This is a genomic window from Candidatus Limnocylindrales bacterium (assembly GCA_035571835.1).
Lineage (GTDB): Bacteria > Desulfobacterota > Binatia > UBA1149 > CAITLU01 > DATNBU01.
On sequence record DATNBU010000017.1, the window covers coordinates 314,832 to 331,565 of the forward strand.

Sequence of the window (16,734 nt, forward strand, 5' to 3'; positions counted from 1 at the left end):
TACGTCCATTCGTGGGCGGCTCGGCCACCATGGTCAAGTGTGGGTCATGTGAAGGTTATAGTCTTGGACTTGCTGAGTACTGCGAGTGGTGCGGCAAACGCTTTCGCGCGTAACCCTTTCCTATCGAGGCACGTCTGATGGCGGCTGGGGTGCTCCAGCACTGCACATGCGGCTTACGCTTTTTCCCCGCGAGTACGCTCGAGGATCGATGATGCTGAATTGCCCGCGGCATCGACCGAAGCTTTTCAATTGGATGTGGCGAGCGTTTGCTTCACCAGTTGAACGAGATCGGCAATTGCGTGATCCACATATACGTTCTGCTGGTCGAGAAGAAGAATCGCGTCGTAGTCTAGTAGAGCTTTTACTGCTGGGTCATCCGATGCGATGTTTTCGCGCTCGAATCCCTCCTGAAACACGGGGATCATAGGCCGGCCAAACTGATAAGCCGCCCCAATCTCTTCCCGGACCCAGCGTGACTCCAGTGTTCCAGGTGCGAGCAAACAGACAAAGACCTCGCAATCCTGAATTGCGCGCAACAGTTTCTCGGGAAACCTGACCGCACCGTCGAGCCGCTTGGTATCAACGAACGTCGCGATGCCATACGAGTCCTTGAGCTTGTCAGAAATAAAGCGGGCCGCCATTGAACTCTTCTCACGGTTGTAACTGAGGAAAACCGGCGGCGCGTTATCCGATCGCAGTTTTCCATTGAGAGACGAATCGAATGCCTTGAAGAATATTTCCATCGACTCAAAGCGCTTCTGCGGATCAGTAGCTAAGCCGCGCTCCAGCACGTTGGACAACGGCGCGGGGAAATCTGGCCAACGATTTCGCTTCGCCTCCTCGTGAGCTTTCGTAGGGCCACGAAGGAAATTGCGCGCTCGCTGCTGGGGATCGTTCTGTCCATGAAACGGACGCGAACCGGTCACCAGAAGGTAAGCAAGAGCCGCAAGAGCGAACTGGTCGCTGCTCGCCGTCGCCGATTCCGCGTCCCACTGTTCGGGCGCCATGAAAGCGGGTACCCCGGTAACAGGACTGCGACCCGCGCTAACCGAGCTGACAAAATCTGTAAGATACGCGTTCTCTTCGGCATCGAAACAGACGGCCGTCGGCTTCAAGTTGCCGTGGACCATGTTCTGGCGGTGTGCGTATGTTAGCGCGCTGGAGAGTTGCTGCATCCATTTGACGATCAAATTCCGCGCGATCGGTTGCGTAGGCAAGAGTCGATCGGCCAGATTGCCGCCGTCCATAAGTGTCGAACACAGGTAAGGTATTCGAAGAGATTTCCCTTCGACCGTAATCTCTGCCGTCCCATAATCGCGAACGGAGCATATATGAGGATGTTGAAGTTGCTGTGCAATTCTGGCCTCTCGTTCAAAGTCTTCGCAGTATCCCGCGTAGTTCGTTAGCTCTGCTGAGAGCAATTTAATGGCGACCTTTCCTCCGCGCGTGTCGTCGGCACTGTAAACCGCACTCTTAGCGCTCGATCGAAGACAAGTGCCGAGATTGTAGCGGCTAGCGATCGTGTGCCCGGTGAGATCCGGCAGGGTGGTGTCCAGAGCGTGGCGGAACGTAAAAACCGTGTTTCCGATCCGGATGCTGGCGCCGAAGAACAATGGTGTCTCCTCCTCCGCCACGATTCGTCGGCCATTCATGAAAGTACCGTTCGTGCTTCCGAGATCGAGGATTACAAACCCCGAATCGACGCGGCGAACTCGTGCGTGGCGTCGAGAAAGTTCCGGATCGGAGAACCGAAGGTCACAGCCCGCATCGCGTCCGATCTCGAATTCTGATCGAGCGATTGCGTAGCTGCGCCCGACTGAACCTGCGTCACTCGATTCTGTGATTACGATCTGCGCCTGACTGGAGCTCGTAGGCGTGACCATCTGCGTAGGGTCAAATGCGCTCTCGGCGGCGGATGCTTTGCCCGCAGCAACGGCATGCGGATTAGCCGGCGGCGTTCGGAGAGGCGCGGACGGTGCGATTCGAGTCGCGTCGCCCGTGTCTACGGGATCTGACCCGTCGTGCGTCGCAATCTCGACGCGCTCTGGCGTCGGTTTGTCGCTATTCCGGGGAGGGTTTTTTTCCGACTCAGGATTCAGGTTGGGCGACGGAGGCGTCTGTCGTTCAACGCGGCCCAAGGCTGCAACAAAGGCGCCGCCAATCGCACGAAGTCGCGCAAATAGCCTGAAAACAGGCTGACCAGTCTGAAGATTTGACCCTTCGCGATTCTCGACGTCCGGCCTTTCGCGAACAGAACCACGCCTCGCGTTTTGCGCAAACGGCGCAATTATACGCTCACGGGTTCGCTCAGCGTGCTCTCGTAGTGCGGAAACACGCGCGGCTTGGTCGGCTGTCGGTGGGATGTCCTCGACTTGGTCGAGAATAGTCAGGCAGAGCGCAACGTCACCTGTTTCAAGCGCTACATTCGCATCATCGATGAGACGGTGGGCTAGAAGCTGACGTCGCTGCGAGGCCTCGAACTCGCGCGCCTCTTCGAGTATCGCACGAACCGAAGAGTGTTCAGGGAGTTCCAGAAGGATCGCCTCGCATCTGGAGATGACCTCCGTCGCGTTTCCAATCCGTAGCATCCCCTTCAGCGCGGGCATTTCAGATTCGAGTTCGTGCGCCCGAATGATGCCGCGCCGCAACGCATTGAGTCGGGAATCGAGTTGGCCTTCCAAATCCTGCAAGGTTTGGAGGCCGATCTGGCGACCGGCGCTAACATCGACTGCTTCGGCAATGGCACTGCCGACTCGCTTCTCGAACGATTTCTGAAGCTTTTGCAGCTCCGAAAGTCGAGGGGCTAGTTTCTGGCGTAGCTTCCCAGCTTCTGATCTTAGACGATCAAGAACCGACTCGAGCTCGAACTTCATCTCGTCAAGGTCGGCAAATCGATCAGTAGCCTCCCTTCGAATGGCACGCTCAACGATGACTGCGAGATCCTCCGGTATCTTCTGATCGAGGCTCCGTAGCGGCGGGATCTTTGCCGATCGAATATGATCCAGAAGCTCTATCGGATCGTCGCCTTGGAACGGTGGCCGATAAGCGAGCATCTCGTAGCAAACCGCGCCGAGGGAATACTGGTCGGACCTCGCATCAGCGCGACCACGAACCTGCTCTGGCGACATATACTTCAGGGTGCCCATGATCATTCCGGTACGTGTCGAAGACGTGGACGCCGTCATCTTCGCGATTCCGAAATCAATGATCTTGACGCGACCATCGCGTTGAACGATCACATTGCCTGGCTTGACGTCGCGATGAATTATTCCCTGACTGTGTGCATAAAAGAGCGCATCGCAGAGCTGGATCATGATCCAGACTTTTTCTTCTATGTCGATCTTGACGTGATCAGCGAGGAGCCGCTTGAGTTCCTGACCCTCGAGAAGCTCCATTACAATGAAGATGCGGTCATCTTCTTCTCCGACATCGTATATTGTGACGATGTTTTGATGGCGGAGACCGGCACACGCCTGTGCCTCTGAGATGAATCGGGTTCGAAGTTCGTCGTTGGTTTCGACGTCTGGCGAAATCGATTTTAGGGCAACGAAACGATTCAGACGTGAATCGCGCGCCTTGTAGACCGTGCCCATGCCGCCACGGCCAATTCGTTCAACAAGCTCATATTTTCCTATACTCTCGGCCATCTGAAGAGCTCCGGGCGATTGTGAATCGGGAGTTTAATGGACGTCGCGTTCGTTAGTCGAGCTCTGCTCGCGGCCCAAGCCTACGGAAGAGTCGAGGAGGTGTCGGCAGTCACCTCGATCCGATTTCGCCGCATTTTCCTCGCCAGGATATATTCCCTCCACCTTAAATCGGTGGCCGTGCGGTTCGCCTACTCATCCAGTTTTGCCATCCACCCACGGTTTTCCGCGGAGATCACGTCTTCGCACTGTCGGACGAATTCTGACCACGCCGCACCCGAAGCATTCGTCTTTAGTGCACGCCATTCGGCGAGAAGATCGGTGAGCTGTCGGGCAGTCGCCGCAAACGTGGTAGCTTGGAAGTCATAGCGGCTTGCAGCTGCATGAGCCGTTATGGCTCCGGTGACCGTCGTGACCACGGCGACCCAGGGACCCAAAACGATTTTTGAATCCGATCCGACGGCGGTAACGATTCCACCCATCACGGCGGCGGCTAGTCCTAGAGCAAGTTCGATCAGCCTGTATTGCTCCGCGCGGGTCGCATTCCAGACCGATTTTGGGCGATAGTAAGAATTGATCTGTTCGTCGATTCGGAGATTCAAGTAATCTTCCGGCTTGGTGAAAGATGGAGCGGCCATTTTGATCTCACCCGTTTTTGCGCGCGCAAGCTCTAGCCCCATTCCCCATTCACGAATTTCTTTGCATTTTGTGCGGAGGGCGGCCGCCGGATCCGTGAGCGATGCGTACTTGTCGACCTGAGCGAGAAATTGGAAGACCTCGGTTTTGATGGCTTCCGATATCGATCGAGCACGTTGCCAACAACTTGTGTGTTCTCGCGAGAGGAAATTCGCCGTCACAAATGGTGCTACTGTCAGACAAGCTGCGCCTGCTGCCGCAATTCTCGTGTTACCACCGAACGAAGCCGCAAGGGTCTGCAATAGTGCACCGCTCGCTGTAAGTACCAAGACGGCTGTTCGGGAAATCGCGATTGAACGTTTGAGCCGATCTGCGGTAACTGACCATCCAACATGTTCATTCCATTGCGCACGCACGTCGGCCTGACTCACGGCTGGTCCTCAAGGCGTCGACTATTGCGGGTCGCAGATAGGCCACTCAGTGGGTATTGCATAGAGTCCTTTCCACCCGATTGTAATCCGCGTTATCGATCTGGCTTAAGCTATGGATTTCTATTCAAGTGTCTGCGTGTGTAGAACCGCAATGACGGTCTGCGGCCGAGCTAATGTGCCAAGTCTGCAATCCTAAGGAAACGTCTGCAGTTTCATGTCCCGTCATGCCTTGAGTCTGCCCTCAACTTGCACGATTGGACGCGTCGTCGACCTGGCAACGTGCGCATCCGAACGCGACAGCAGGTAGATGCTGGCTGTAGGGCTCATTGGCGGGACCTCAACCCTGCAGCTTTTGTGCACGGAGTACAGACTATCGGACAGGGAACCGAAGATCGCAGCAGCGCGTACGCAACGGAAATGCCCGCTGGAATTCCTCTGTGGCCGTCTGACTAAATCACCTTGCGAAGGACCTTGCTTGCAAAGCCACGAGCGGCGCAGCCATCAGTCTGCGACCGGCACCGCCGGCACGCACAGCTCGGCTTCGCGCGACGTCGAAAAGATCGATTCCGCAAACAGATCGGCAGCGTTCACGCCGAGCGCCGGGATGTGCACGGGCGATAGTTTGCTGCGGGCCGCCTTGTAGCAGAGCAGGTGCCGTCCCGGCGTCTTGACCGGGCCGTCGACGGCGGCCGGCACGCAGACCTGGGTCGGCGGACGCAGCACGTAATCGCGCGACTCGAACAGATCCTCGAAGTGCACCTGCGCGTTCGGCGGGAAGTAGCGCGGCAGGTTCTTCGACAGCGACGCGCGGTAGCACTTGTAGAAGTCGACGCCGTGCGAACCGAAGTCCGGCGACGAAACCGGCGCCGCCAGATCGATGACGGCCGGCGCAAGCAGGCGAAGCGGCTTGCCGATGTCGAGATAGAACGGACCGAGCGCGCTGTCGTAGTGCTGCGCGAAGAGCGGCACGTGCAAAGGCTCGCCGTCGATCGGCTTCAGCGGATACGACCGCAGATGCGTCGAGTCGTCGATCGCCGCGGTGCCGTCGCGTTCGCCGGCAACGCAGATCGATTGCGCGACCGGCAGCTCGTAGCTGACCGCGCCGTCGAGCTCGTCGTCGATCGTGATCTCGACCGGCGCGAACGGCTGGCCCTGCTTCGCGGCGTAGCAAAGGAAGCTGTCGCCGGCGTCCGGTGCTTCCGTGGCGTGCGACGCCGACGAACACTGCAGGTCGGCCATGTCGATGGTTCCGTCGGCGTCGTTGTCGATGCCGTCGTTGCACTCGGGCACCTCGGTCTCGGCGCTTGCGCCCGCACACCCGGCGTCTGCAAGGTCGATGAAGCCGTCTCCATCGTCGTCGATGCCGTTCGAACAATGCGGCGGTTCCACCGAACCGGGCGTACCGGCGTTCATCGCGCTCGCCTTCCAGCCCGACGCGAGTCCCCACGCCGAAAGGTCGGCCGTCGCATCGCGAATGACGAGCGACCTTCCGGGACCGTCGGTCGACGGATACCACGCGTCGTCGTACTCGAAATCGTGGATCACCGAGTTGTCGGCGGCCACGAGCGTGATGCGCTCGCCGCCGTTGTCGAGGCGCCCGCTGTACTGTCCGAGCACCGGATGGCCGGGTCCGTAAACTGCCGGGAACGTCGTCGTGCTCTCGACCGCAACCGCAACTGCTCCCGCGCCGAGCATCGTCGCGGGGAAGTTGAACGTGACGCCGGCAGTCAGGCGCACGCCGGCAAGGCTCACCGGCGACGCGCTGATGTTGCGGATCTCCAGGTATTCGGCCCCGGTGCCGGCCGACGGATTGTACATGAGCTCGGTGATGCGCAGCGGCGATACCGGCGTGAACGCGGTGTCGGAGATTGCGCTCCACACATTGCCGGACGAAAGCGCGCGCGCGCGGATCGTAACCGCTGCGCTCAGCGTGATCGCTCCGGAGTACGGACTTGCCGACGGTGAGACCGCGCCGCCGGGAATGCGCGGATCGCTGCCGTCGGTGGTTACCCAGATGACGGCTCCGGCCGGCCCCGAGATCGTGACCTGATCACCGGCGAAGAACTGGCCGCCGTTTTTCGAGAATTCCGGTGCATCGACGGACGGATACAGGCCGGCGCTGCGGAACTGGTCGACCTGGATGCGCGTGCGCGCCGGAAAGTAGTTGAGCAGCAGCCGCTGGTTCTCGGCGATCCATTCGATGTCGCGCGTGTACGGGATCGTGCGGCGATGATCGCCCCAGCGCGCCGATTCGCCGACGATGGCGTGGTAGATCTGGTCGCGGCGCTTGCGCCAGCGCACCTTGGCGGCTTCCGGTGTCAGCGCACCGCCGTTGAAGAAGTGCTTGTGCACGCGATCGGCGAACGCGAGGCGGAACTCCGGGCTCTTGCGCAGGTTCGCGTAGACCGCGCCTGGCGTGTCGATGGCTCCGAGGCTCACGCGATTGGCGTTCGGCGAGTTGAACGTGTCCTCGCCGTCCCAGTTGAAGAAGCGGAATCCGGCTCCGGCCTCGCGCTTCCGGCCGGCGTACCAGTTCTTCTCCGGCCAGTCGTAGTTGGCTGCGTAGATGTTCGAGATCATGTAGTCGGAGAAGTTGTCGACGTCGAGGTACTGGCGCACGGCATCGTAGCCGGCGAGCGTCTCGACCGGTCCGGCCGCGAGATCCTGCAGCGTGTCCCACGAATTGCGGTCGCCGTCGATGACCTTGCCGGCGTTGAGCGCATCGTAGTCTTCTTCGACGCCGCCGAAGTACGACGCGAGGAACGGACCGCTCGGCCTTTCGGTCGGACGGTACATGCCCCAGTAACGGCCGTTGATGAACAGCTGCACGTACGTCGTGTGCGCCGAGGCCTGTCCCATCGCGAGCTGCGTGTCCTTGAGCCACGTGTCGCGAATGTATTCGGCGCGTGAGAAGCCGGCCGGCCACGAATTGCCGTGCGTGGCCGTCAGCGTGATCGTATCGAAGCTGTCGACCGGCGAGTCCGGGAAGAACGGATAGACGAGCTTGGACGGCCCGTAGATGCTCTTGAACAGCAGCCGCAGCGAGTATTTGCCCATGTCCGAAAGGCGGCTGACGCCGCCCTGGATGCGAATTCCGCAATTGATCTGGAAGCCCGCCGCGCCGTCGTCGCGGATCATTTCGACCGAGGTCGGCCGTTCCCACTCCACACCGGTGCCGAGGCGGTGGTTGTAGATCCCGTTCTGCGGTCCGAACAGGTGATCGACGTCGGTGACGATCGAAAGTGCCGGGATCGCCTTGAGATCGCCGATGATCTCGGATGCATAGCGCGGGTCGTTTACGACATCCGGATCCATGTCGTAGTCGGCTCCGGCGAAGAGATACTCCGGCGGCTGGTCGGCAATGGTCTGCGTCAGGATGTCATTGAGATAGATGTACGTGTGCGTGACCGACGGCGTCGGATCGAGCCCCGGACCGAACGCCATTGCGCGGATCATCGCGTTGGTCGTCACGCTGATCGGCGCTGTGTACGGGGTGCCGTGCGTGGGCGTCGGATCACTGCCGTCGGTCGTATAGTTGATCGTCGCGCCGGGTGTCGCCGTCGAGATCGTGACCGCAATCGGCGCGTCGTAGTAGCCGCGCGCCGGACTGAACGTGACCGGTGCGGTCGTCACGCAGTCCGCAGTTTCGTTGTTGGCCGCGCCGGGCGTCGGAATGATGAAGCAGCGCTCGGTGACGAGGTCGGATGCGAGACCGTAGCTGCGGTCGGTCGACATCGCCGGAAACGACGGAACGTATTCGTCGATCACGGTCGTGCCGTCGGCTGCGATCAGTCCGAGATACTCTCCGCTCGACGAGAGCTTGAAGTTGGTGTGCAGCGGCTGCCCGGAGACCTGACGGTTCTTGTCGGACGTCCAGACGATCAGGTACTGGCCGGCGCCGAGTGTGGTTGCCGGGAATTGCCATTTGGTCGGCAGCGACTCGTCGTCGGTCAGGTACATGCCGCCGAGATTCGCGGTCGACGCGCTGTTGTTGAAGATCTCGACCCAGTCCGAATACTCGCCGTCCTCGTCGGTGATCGTCGTAGCGTTGGAAGCCATCAGCTCGGAGATCACGAGCGCTCGCGCCTCGCACGGAAGGAGAAACAGCGCAGCGAAAACGGCCGCGAACGGGCGAAGCGAGAATGGACGCATGGATCCCTCCGGAAGCGAGTTGGGCAACCGGTTCTATCGCCCCGGCCGGGCCTGAGTAAACCGACTATTCAGATTGGCCCGGCGGACGATTCCGAACCGCCCGTCGCAGACGAAAAACCCGGAAAATGTGATGCAGTCCTCGTGACTTTTCGACGGCCGTGGCGGCGTTCCAGGACCCGATGCTGTTCGCAACGCCGCGGAAACACTCCGTCATTCCGTGGCTGGCCGCGGCGCTGCCAGGCTGTAATCTCGGTCGCTTTGGAGCGGCCGAGCTCAGTGCGTACGGGAGCGCGTGGACGACGACTGTTTCGCATATTCGCTCGGCGCAACGCCCGTCCAGCGCTTGAACGCGCGCGAGAACGCGCTGGTGTCGGCAAAACCGAGCACGAACGCGATCTCGGTAACGGGCAGGCGGCCTTCGTCGAGATAGTTCTTCGCGAGCACGAGCCGGGCCTCGGCGAGCATCTCCTTGAACGACGTCTGCTGGGTGGCGAGCAGCCGCTGGAGGCTGCGCGCGCTGGTTCCGAGGCGTCGTGCGATCTGCGGCTTCGTCGGCGCGCCGCTCGGCAGGCATTCGATCAACGCTTCGCGGGTCTTGCGCAGCACGTCGTGTTCGGCGTGGCGCGCGAGATAGCGCACGACGACTTCGTCGTTCTGGCGCGCGAGCTCGGCGTTGGCGGCCGGCAGCGGGCGATCGAGGTCTTCCCTCGAATAATCGACGAACGTCGCCGGCTGTCCGAACGCGACCGGTGCGCGCAGCGCGCGCTCGAACGGCGACGGATCCTCCGGCGCCGGACGTTCGAGCGAAATGGCCAGCGGACAATAATCGCGGCTTCCGATCAGCAGGCCCGCCTGCCGTACGGTGACCGCGACGAACGCGTCGACGGCCTCCCACGGGACGATTCCGTTGCCGGCCGACACGTCGATGAAGAAGCGTGCGCGATCGTCCAGGTCCTCGAGACGAAGCTGGATGATCTCGCCGATCAGGCGGCGGTAGCGGATGATGCGCTCGAGCGCCTCTCGAAGCGTCGCGCTCGCGAGCACAGCGTAGCCGAGCGCATGAAACGTCGTCTGCATGGTGTAGCGCGCGGCGACCAGCCCGAACGCCGGGTTGCCGCTCTCTTCGACCGCGAGCTGCCACAACCGCGTCAGCGACTCGCGCGGGATGCGGGCATCGGGGTCGGCGAGTGCAGCCGAATCGATTCCGGCACGCGAGGCGATTGCGGTGCCATCCAGCCCCTCGCCGTCGAGAGCGCGCACGATCGTCGCGCTCCAGCTCGAGAGCGTCGATCGGGACTGGTCGGGAGCGGTTGCCATGTTTCGATCGTATGCCCGGGACGCTCGTCTGGTCCGCGTTTGGGCCGCATCTGGCCCGAGGGAACAACAAGAAGGCTCCTCCGGCCAAGCGCCGGACGCCGCAGGCCGCGCATACTATGGCCCATGGAGACCACGAACCAGCACACCAATGGAGCCGCCGGTCCCGTGATCCGCGTGGCGGACGCCTGCTTTCCACGATTCCAGGCGCCGGACCTCGGCCGCATGCAGGCGTTCCTCGAAGCGTTCGGGATGCAGACCGCCGCGCGCACCGATACGGCGCTCTACATGCGCGGCACCGACGGCGATCCGCACGTGCACGCGACGCATCTCGGCGAGCCGGCGTTTCTCGGGCTCGCATTCAAGGCGTCGTCACGCACGGACCTCGAGCGGCTCGCGGCGGCGACCGGGTCCGCCATCGAAACCCTCGACGAGCCCGGCGGCGGCGAGGCCGTGCGGCTTCGCGATCCGGATGGACGCATGGTCGACGTCGTGTTCGGCATCGAGGCCGTGCCTGCCATCCCCGTGCGGACGCATCCGCCGCTCAACTCGGGCGAACGCCGCGAGCGCGTCGGCACGCTTCAGCGCGTCGGGCAGGGCCCGGCGCAGGTCAAGCGCTTCGGGCACTCGGCGATCAAGACGACGCGGCTTCGCGAAGTTTCCGAATGGTATCGCCGCACGCTCGGGCTTCTGGTGTCGGACGACATCTACATGGAAGGGCCCGAGCAGCCGATCGGCAGCTTCCTGCGCTGCGACCGCGGCAGCGATCCCGCCGACCACCACACGCTGCTCCTGCTCGAGGCTCCCGAGGCAAAGCTCGGCCACTGCGCATGGGAAGTCGCCGATTTCGACGACCTGATGGTCGGGCGCGAACATCTGCTGATGAACGACAACGGCGGCCATCCGTACTGGGGCATCGGGCGACATATCCTCGGCGGGCAGATCTTCGACTACTGGAAGGATCCGTTCGGCTTCACCGTCGAGCACTGGACCGACAGCGACCTGCTGCGTGCCGACGCTCCCGCGGGCTCTCACCACATCATGAACGCTCTCAACCAGTGGGGGCCGATGCCGCCACCCGATCTCGATTTCTGAAGGAGCCGGCGTGAACCTCGGAATCCGCGGCCGATCGGCCATCGTCTGCGCATCGAGCAAAGGGCTCGGAAAGGCCTGCGCGACCGCGCTCGCGCGCGAAGGCGTGAGCGTCACGATCAATTCCAGAAACGCGGAGCATCTTGCCGCAGCGGCCGAAGAAATCCGGCGTGAGACAGGCGCGGTCGTGACCGAAGTGGTCGGCGACATCGCGGCCGAATCGACGCGCAAAGCGCTGCTCGAAGCGTGCCCGTCGCCGGATATCCTGGTCACCAACAACGGAGGCCCGATGCCGGGCCGCTACCAGGATTGGGACCGCGACGCGTGGATCGCGGCGCTCGACGCGAACATGCTGGCTCCGGTGCTGATGATCGGCGCCGTCGTCGACGGCATGGTCGAGCGCGGTTTCGGCCGCATCGTCAACATCCTTTCGGCGATGGTGAAGTCTCCGCTCGCGCCGATGGGTCTTTCGGCGGGCGCGCGCACCGGCCTCATGTCGTTCTGCAAAGGCGTTTCGCGCGAAGTCGCGCCGTTCAACGTGACGATCAACAATCTGCTTCCGGAGCGCATCGACACCGAGCGCCAGCGCTTCATGGCCGAGCTCGCGGCGGGCATGCGCGGACAGACCATCGAGCAGGCGTACGACGACATCCGCGGTTCGATCGCGGCGCGTCGGCTCGGAACGCCCGCGGAGTTCGGCGACGCATGCGCGTACCTGTGCTCGTCGCAGGCCGGATTCCTGTCCGGCCAGAACCTCTCGCTCGACGGCGGCACCTATGCAGGAATTCTCTGAGCGGAAATCGGGGACAGACACCGATTTCCCGAAATCGGTGTCTGTCCCCGATTTAACGAAATCAGTGTCTGTCCCGGATTTTTCGCGATGAAGACGATTGAAACCGATGTGCTCGTGGTCGGCGCGGGGCCGACGGGTCTCTCCGCAGCGCTTTTCCTCGCGCGCGCGGGGCTGTCGTCGCATGTCGTCGAGCGGCGGCCGGGACCGCAGCGCGCGCCGGCCGCGCATGTCGTCAACGCGCGCACGTTCGAGATCTGGCGCCAGGCCGGCCTCGACATGGACGCGATGCTCGCGCTCGCCAAGGATCCGCGTGACGCCGGGCAGGTGCACTGGGTAACCAGGCTCGGCGGCGAGATTCTCGGGAGCCTTCCGTACGAGCGCCAGACGGGCGACGTGCTCGATGTGACGCCGACTCCGCTTCGCAACCTGTCGCAGCACCGGCTCGAGCGCTTCCTGGCCGAGGAGATCTTCGCGAAGACCGGCGTGCGGCCGGCGTATGCGCATCGCTGGGACGACTCGACGCAATCCGGCGGCGGCGTCACGTCGCGCGTGCGCGACGTCGCGACCGGCGATGTCTACGAGGTGCGAAGCCGCTACGTGATTGCCGCCGACGGCGCGGGAAGCCCGCTTCGCAAGTCGCTCGGCATTTCGTGCCTCGGCCCGGACCGCATCCAGGCGTTCGTGATGATCCACTTCGAAGCGAACCTGCGGCCGCTCGTTGCGGACAACCCCGGCGTGATCTTCTGGATTTCCGATCCGTCGTGCGCCGGATGCCTCGTCGCGCACGACATCGATCGCGAGTGGGTCTTCATGCACGCGTGGGATCCGTCGGTCGAATCGTTCGAGAGTTATGACGACGCGCGCTGCATGGATCTGGTGCGGCGCGCGATGGTCGCCAGCGACATTCCGCTGACGATCCGCGCCGCCGCGCCGTGGCTGATGACGTCACAGATCGCCGAGCGATACCGCGAAGGCCGCATCTTTCTCGCCGGCGACGCCGCGCACCGCTTCCCGCCAACCGGCGGCATGGGCCTGAACACCGGCGTGCAGGACGCGCACAACCTCGTCTGGAAAATTGCCGCGGTCGAAAAAGGCTGGGCGGACCCGACGATCCTCGACACGTACGAGAGCGAACGCCGGCCGGTCGCGAGCTACAACGCCGAGCAGAGCCTCGCGAACGCGGTCCGGCTGATGGAGGTTCCCGTCGCGATGGGGACCGCCGATCTACCGGACGCCGCGCGCCGCAGCTTCGACGAGATGCTCGAGAGTCCTCGGCGTCGCGCGGAAGTCGCTGCAGCCATTGCGAACCAGGCCGAGCATTTCGACATGCTCGGGCTGCAGATGGGCTTCGCGTATCCGGAGGGCGCAGTGCTGAGCGACGGAAGCGAAGCGGTCGGCCTGTCGAATCCGATCCGCGAATTCGTGCCGTCGAGCCGGCCGGGCTCGCGGCTTCCGCACGGCTGGATCGTGAAGAACGGCGCGCGCGTCTCGACGCTCGATCTGATTTCTACCGACAGGCTCACGCTGCTGGTGCCGAAAGGATCCGGTTTGTCGACGACGAGCATTGCTGCGCCGATTCGCGTGGTCGAGTGGGGTAAAGACGTCGACGATCCGGACAACTGGTGGGAACATGTCGCGGCACTGGCCGGCGGCGGCGGTCTTCTGGTGCGACCCGACCAGCACGTCGCGGCGCGTTTCGTGCGCGTGCCCGCGGCGGACGAGCTGATGGCCGTTCTGGAAAAGTTGCAGTTTCTGTCGCACGCCGGCGGTGCGCGCCGCGCAGCCGGAGCCTGAAAGATGCTGGCATTCGTATTCAACCTGATGGCGTCGCTGCAGGGTTCGTGGGAGCCGGCATTTCAGGAAGCGCTGAAAGAAGGCGAACGTGGGGACGTCCAGATCGCGGATCTCACCGACGCACTGACGTTCGCACGCGCCGACGTCGACGGACGCCGCCGAGTTCTCGCTGTAACGCGCTATCGCGGCGGCAACATCGATGCAGTCGATCTGTCGGCCGTTCTTTCTTCCAATCCGACGGATCCGATCGCGGCCTTCGGGCAGCGCGGCTACGACCAGCTGCTTTCCGATATCCGAACCGCGCCGCCGGGCGCGCACGTGCGCGTTCCGGCATCCGCGCTCGTCATCCCGTTCGATTGCGCCGATCACCACATCGCCGTCGGCACGAACTATCCCGAGCACGCCGACGATGCCGGAACGGTGCGCCCGTTCCTGTTTCCCAAGCTGGTCCAGGCCGGAGCGTCCGGCGATGACGTCGCGGTGCGCGGCGGGCTGCTCGACTACGAAGTCGAGATCGCCGTGGTCACGCTCGAGCCGCTGGCCGGCCGGGATCCGGATCACCTCGGCCTCGTGCTTGCCAACGACTTCACCGATCGCGAGGCGCTGATGCACGCGGTCGATCGCCACGACATCGAATCGGGCAAAGGCTTCACGACCGGCAAGAGCTTTCCCGGCTATCTCCCGGTCGGAAACCTTTTCGTGATTCCGCGCGACTGGAAGACTTTCGTGCGCGGCCTCGAGCTGCGGCTGTTCGTGAACGAAGCGCTCCGCCAGCGATCGTCGTCATCGGAAATGGTCTGGGACGTCAGCGAAGTGCTCGCGCAGACCCTCGCCCGCAAAGGCGTGCGCTGGGAGCATCGTGGGAATGACATTCCACTGTTCGACGGCGACGCGATTCCCGCGCGGACGCTCATTCTGACAGGTACGCCGCACGGCACCGTGTTCAGCGGCGTACCGGCTGCGGTGATCGCATCCGGGCTCGTGCGATGGCTCGCGGGCGGATGGAACGAAGGGCTTCCAGGAAATGTCATCCGCGCATATGTCGATGCGGCACGCCACGCCGAAGCGTACCTTCAGCCGGGAGACGAAGTCTTCATCCACGTCGCGCGGCTCGGCGAGCTGAAGAGTCGCGTCGTCGACTGACTCAACGCACGCGCGACGCAGCCGCACGCACGCCCTCCTGCCAGCTCGAAGAGGACGTATCGATGCGGATGCCCCCGGACCATTCGACGGGCTCCTCGAATTCCGCGCGGATCGAATCGTACAGGCCTGGACCCGCTTCCGACGCATCGTTGCCGGCCGCGGCGCGCTCCGCCAGCCGCTCGAGGATTTCTTCGCGTGGTGCGACCACTTCGACGAGCATGCAGCGCACGTCGTGTTCTCGCGCCCACTGCGCTGCAGCGTCGCGCCACGCGCGCCGCGAATACGTCGCATCGAGGATCGCCGTCCGTCCGGATACCACGACATGGCGCGCTTCTTCGAGCATGCGACCGTAGATCGCTGCGCGGCCGGCGTCGCTGTAACGACCCTGTGCGTACGATCCGCCGCCCGACGGTGCGGACACGTGCCGGCGTACGCGGTCCGACGAGATCACGACACCGCCGGTCGCGTCGGCGATGGCTTCGGCAACCGTCGTCTTGCCGGTGCCGATCATTCCACACAGCAGCACGACTGCGCCCGGGCCGCGCGGCTCGAGAAACCGGAAGCCGAGATCCAGATGCTCCCGGGTGCTGTCCTTCGCGTGCGCCCGCTGCTCGTCGGGCAGCGTCCGGTCTACGGCGACGAGCGACGCAACCTTCGCACGCACCAGCGCCCGGTAGCTCAGGAAGTAATCGACGACGCTGAACAGGTGGTAGTCGCCGCTCGCTGCGGCATAGCGGCGAAGGAACCTGCCGGCAAGGTCGCCGCGGCCGCGGTACGTCAGGTCCATCGCCAGGAACGCAGCGTCCGAAGCGGCGTCGATGCGCCGGAAGTCCTCGCGGAATTCGATGCAGTCGATCATCACCGGATCCGATTCGTCGCGCTCGAACCACACGTGCTCCGAGTGGAGATCGCCGTGTCCGTCGACGACGCGCCCGCGCGTGCGGCGCGCCTCGAAATCCTCGCGCCTCGCCGCGACGAGCTCGCCGGCCCTGCGCCGCAGCTCTTCGACTTCGTCCGGCGGCGCGATCTCATGCGGCGCAGCGCGCAGCGCATCGACGTTCGCTCGCGCCGGTCCGGTGGTGCGCGCAAGCCATTCCTCGCTGGCAAAGGGAGCCGGTGCGCCGAGCGAATGCTCGTGATGGAACGCGGCGAGCCGAACGGCGATGCGGTCGATCTGCGATACCGTCACCGCGCCGCGCTCGACGAGGCTTCGCAGATCGCGGCCTTCGGCAAGACGCCGCATGACGACGCAGTGCTCGACCGCAAGCGGATCGCTGCTCGGACCGTCGGAAATCGCGCCGATGCGGACGCGCTCGCCATCGAAGATGACCGGTGCGATCCCGAGATACACGTCCGGCGCGAGCCGGCGATTGAGCGCGATCTCGCGAACGCTGTCCGCAAGACGCTCGCCCGGATCGCTGAAATCGAGGAAAGCGAGCTTTACCGGGCGGCGAAGCTTGTAGACGTGACCGGCGGTCAGGAACACGTGAGAAATATGGGTGTCGACGCGAGCAATGCCCCCGGCTGCCCCCGGATCATCCGGATAGGCCGCCGCATCGAGGAGGCGGGCGAGCCACGGGTAATCGCGTACGGTCCCATCCATCCGCGCCTTCTAGCGGCCGTCGGTCTCTCGTACGAGCGCGGTGCGGCCCGCGATTGTGAATTTTGCCCGGTGTTTCCCGCCATTGCCGAGGTTACACTCGCCCGCTCATGCCCAGCCCTGGCCTCACCAGGC

General features: G+C 63.3%; 9 protein-coding genes. 4 read left to right on the forward strand and 5 right to left on the reverse strand.

The genetic code is table 11. From position 1 onward, the window contains the following. Positions 1 to 245: 245 nt before the first annotated feature. The 4 genes from VN634_08190 to VN634_08205 all read right to left on the reverse strand — a co-directional run bounded on the left by VN634_08190 (position 246) and on the right by VN634_08205 (position 10,180). Positions 246 to 3,647, reverse strand: a complete 3,402-nt coding sequence (locus VN634_08190; protein ID HXC50847.1) for a protein kinase — start codon at positions 3,645 to 3,647, stop codon at positions 246 to 248. Between the two features lie 188 nt (positions 3,648 to 3,835). Then, on the reverse strand, positions 3,836 to 4,711 hold the full coding sequence (locus VN634_08195) for a DUF4231 domain-containing protein (protein ID HXC50848.1): 876 nt from the start codon (positions 4,709 to 4,711) through the stop codon (positions 3,836 to 3,838). 501 nt (positions 4,712 to 5,212) lie between these two features. Continuing rightward, a complete protein-coding gene (locus VN634_08200) occupies positions 5,213 to 8,863 on the reverse strand; it encodes a lamin tail domain-containing protein (GenBank protein ID HXC50849.1) in 3,651 nt (1,216 codons plus the stop codon). 273 nt (positions 8,864 to 9,136) lie between these two features. Continuing rightward, positions 9,137 to 10,180, reverse strand: coding sequence for an AraC family transcriptional regulator (locus tag VN634_08205; protein HXC50850.1), 1,044 nt, complete (start codon positions 10,178 to 10,180; stop codon positions 9,137 to 9,139). A 123-nt stretch (positions 10,181 to 10,303) separates the two neighbouring features. Here VN634_08205 and VN634_08210 point away from each other — a divergent pair, with 123 nt between their 5' ends. The 4 genes from VN634_08210 (at position 10,304) to VN634_08225 (ending at position 14,999) form a co-directional block, all read left to right on the forward strand. Further along, positions 10,304 to 11,272 carry a hypothetical protein gene (locus VN634_08210; GenBank protein HXC50851.1) on the forward strand — a complete coding sequence of 323 codons (969 nt, stop codon included), beginning with the start codon at positions 10,304 to 10,306 and terminating at the stop codon, positions 11,270 to 11,272. Between the two features lie 10 nt (positions 11,273 to 11,282). Further along, a complete protein-coding gene (locus tag VN634_08215) occupies positions 11,283 to 12,062 on the forward strand; it encodes an SDR family oxidoreductase (GenBank protein ID HXC50852.1) in 780 nt (259 codons plus the stop codon). A gap of 87 nt (positions 12,063 to 12,149) precedes the next feature. Continuing rightward, positions 12,150 to 13,856 carry an FAD-dependent oxidoreductase gene (locus VN634_08220; protein ID HXC50853.1) on the forward strand — a complete coding sequence of 569 codons (1,707 nt, stop codon included), beginning with the start codon at positions 12,150 to 12,152 and terminating at the stop codon, positions 13,854 to 13,856. 3 nt (positions 13,857 to 13,859) lie between these two features. Beyond that, positions 13,860 to 14,999, forward strand: a complete 1,140-nt coding sequence (locus VN634_08225; protein ID HXC50854.1) for a fumarylacetoacetate hydrolase family protein — start codon at positions 13,860 to 13,862, stop codon at positions 14,997 to 14,999. Position 15,000: 1 nt separating this feature from the next. Here VN634_08225 and VN634_08230 read toward each other — a convergent pair whose 3' ends face one another. After that, positions 15,001 to 16,602 carry an AAA family ATPase gene (locus VN634_08230; protein HXC50855.1) on the reverse strand — a complete coding sequence of 534 codons (1,602 nt, stop codon included), beginning with the start codon at positions 16,600 to 16,602 and terminating at the stop codon, positions 15,001 to 15,003. Positions 16,603 to 16,734 lie beyond the last annotated feature (132 nt).

What these genes read in the sequence shown, in the direction of transcription:
- VN634_08205 (HXC50850.1), bottom strand. Translation starts at nt 10,180, where the DNA reads ATGGCAACCGCTCCCGACCAGTCCCGATCGACGCTCTCGAGCTGGAGC.
- VN634_08230 (HXC50855.1), bottom strand. Translation starts at nt 16,602, where the DNA reads ATGGATGGGACCGTACGCGATTACCCGTGGCTCGCCCGCCTCCTCGAT.
- VN634_08220 (HXC50853.1), top strand. Translation starts at nt 12,150, where the DNA reads ATGAAGACGATTGAAACCGATGTGCTCGTGGTCGGCGCGGGGCCGACG.
- VN634_08190 (HXC50847.1), bottom strand. Translation starts at nt 3,647, where the DNA reads ATGGCCGAGAGTATAGGAAAATATGAGCTTGTTGAACGAATTGGCCGT.
- VN634_08225 (HXC50854.1), top strand. Translation starts at nt 13,860, where the DNA reads ATGCTGGCATTCGTATTCAACCTGATGGCGTCGCTGCAGGGTTCGTGG.
- VN634_08210 (HXC50851.1), top strand. Translation starts at nt 10,304, where the DNA reads ATGGAGACCACGAACCAGCACACCAATGGAGCCGCCGGTCCCGTGATC.
- VN634_08200 (HXC50849.1), bottom strand. Translation starts at nt 8,863, where the DNA reads ATGCGTCCATTCTCGCTTCGCCCGTTCGCGGCCGTTTTCGCTGCGCTG.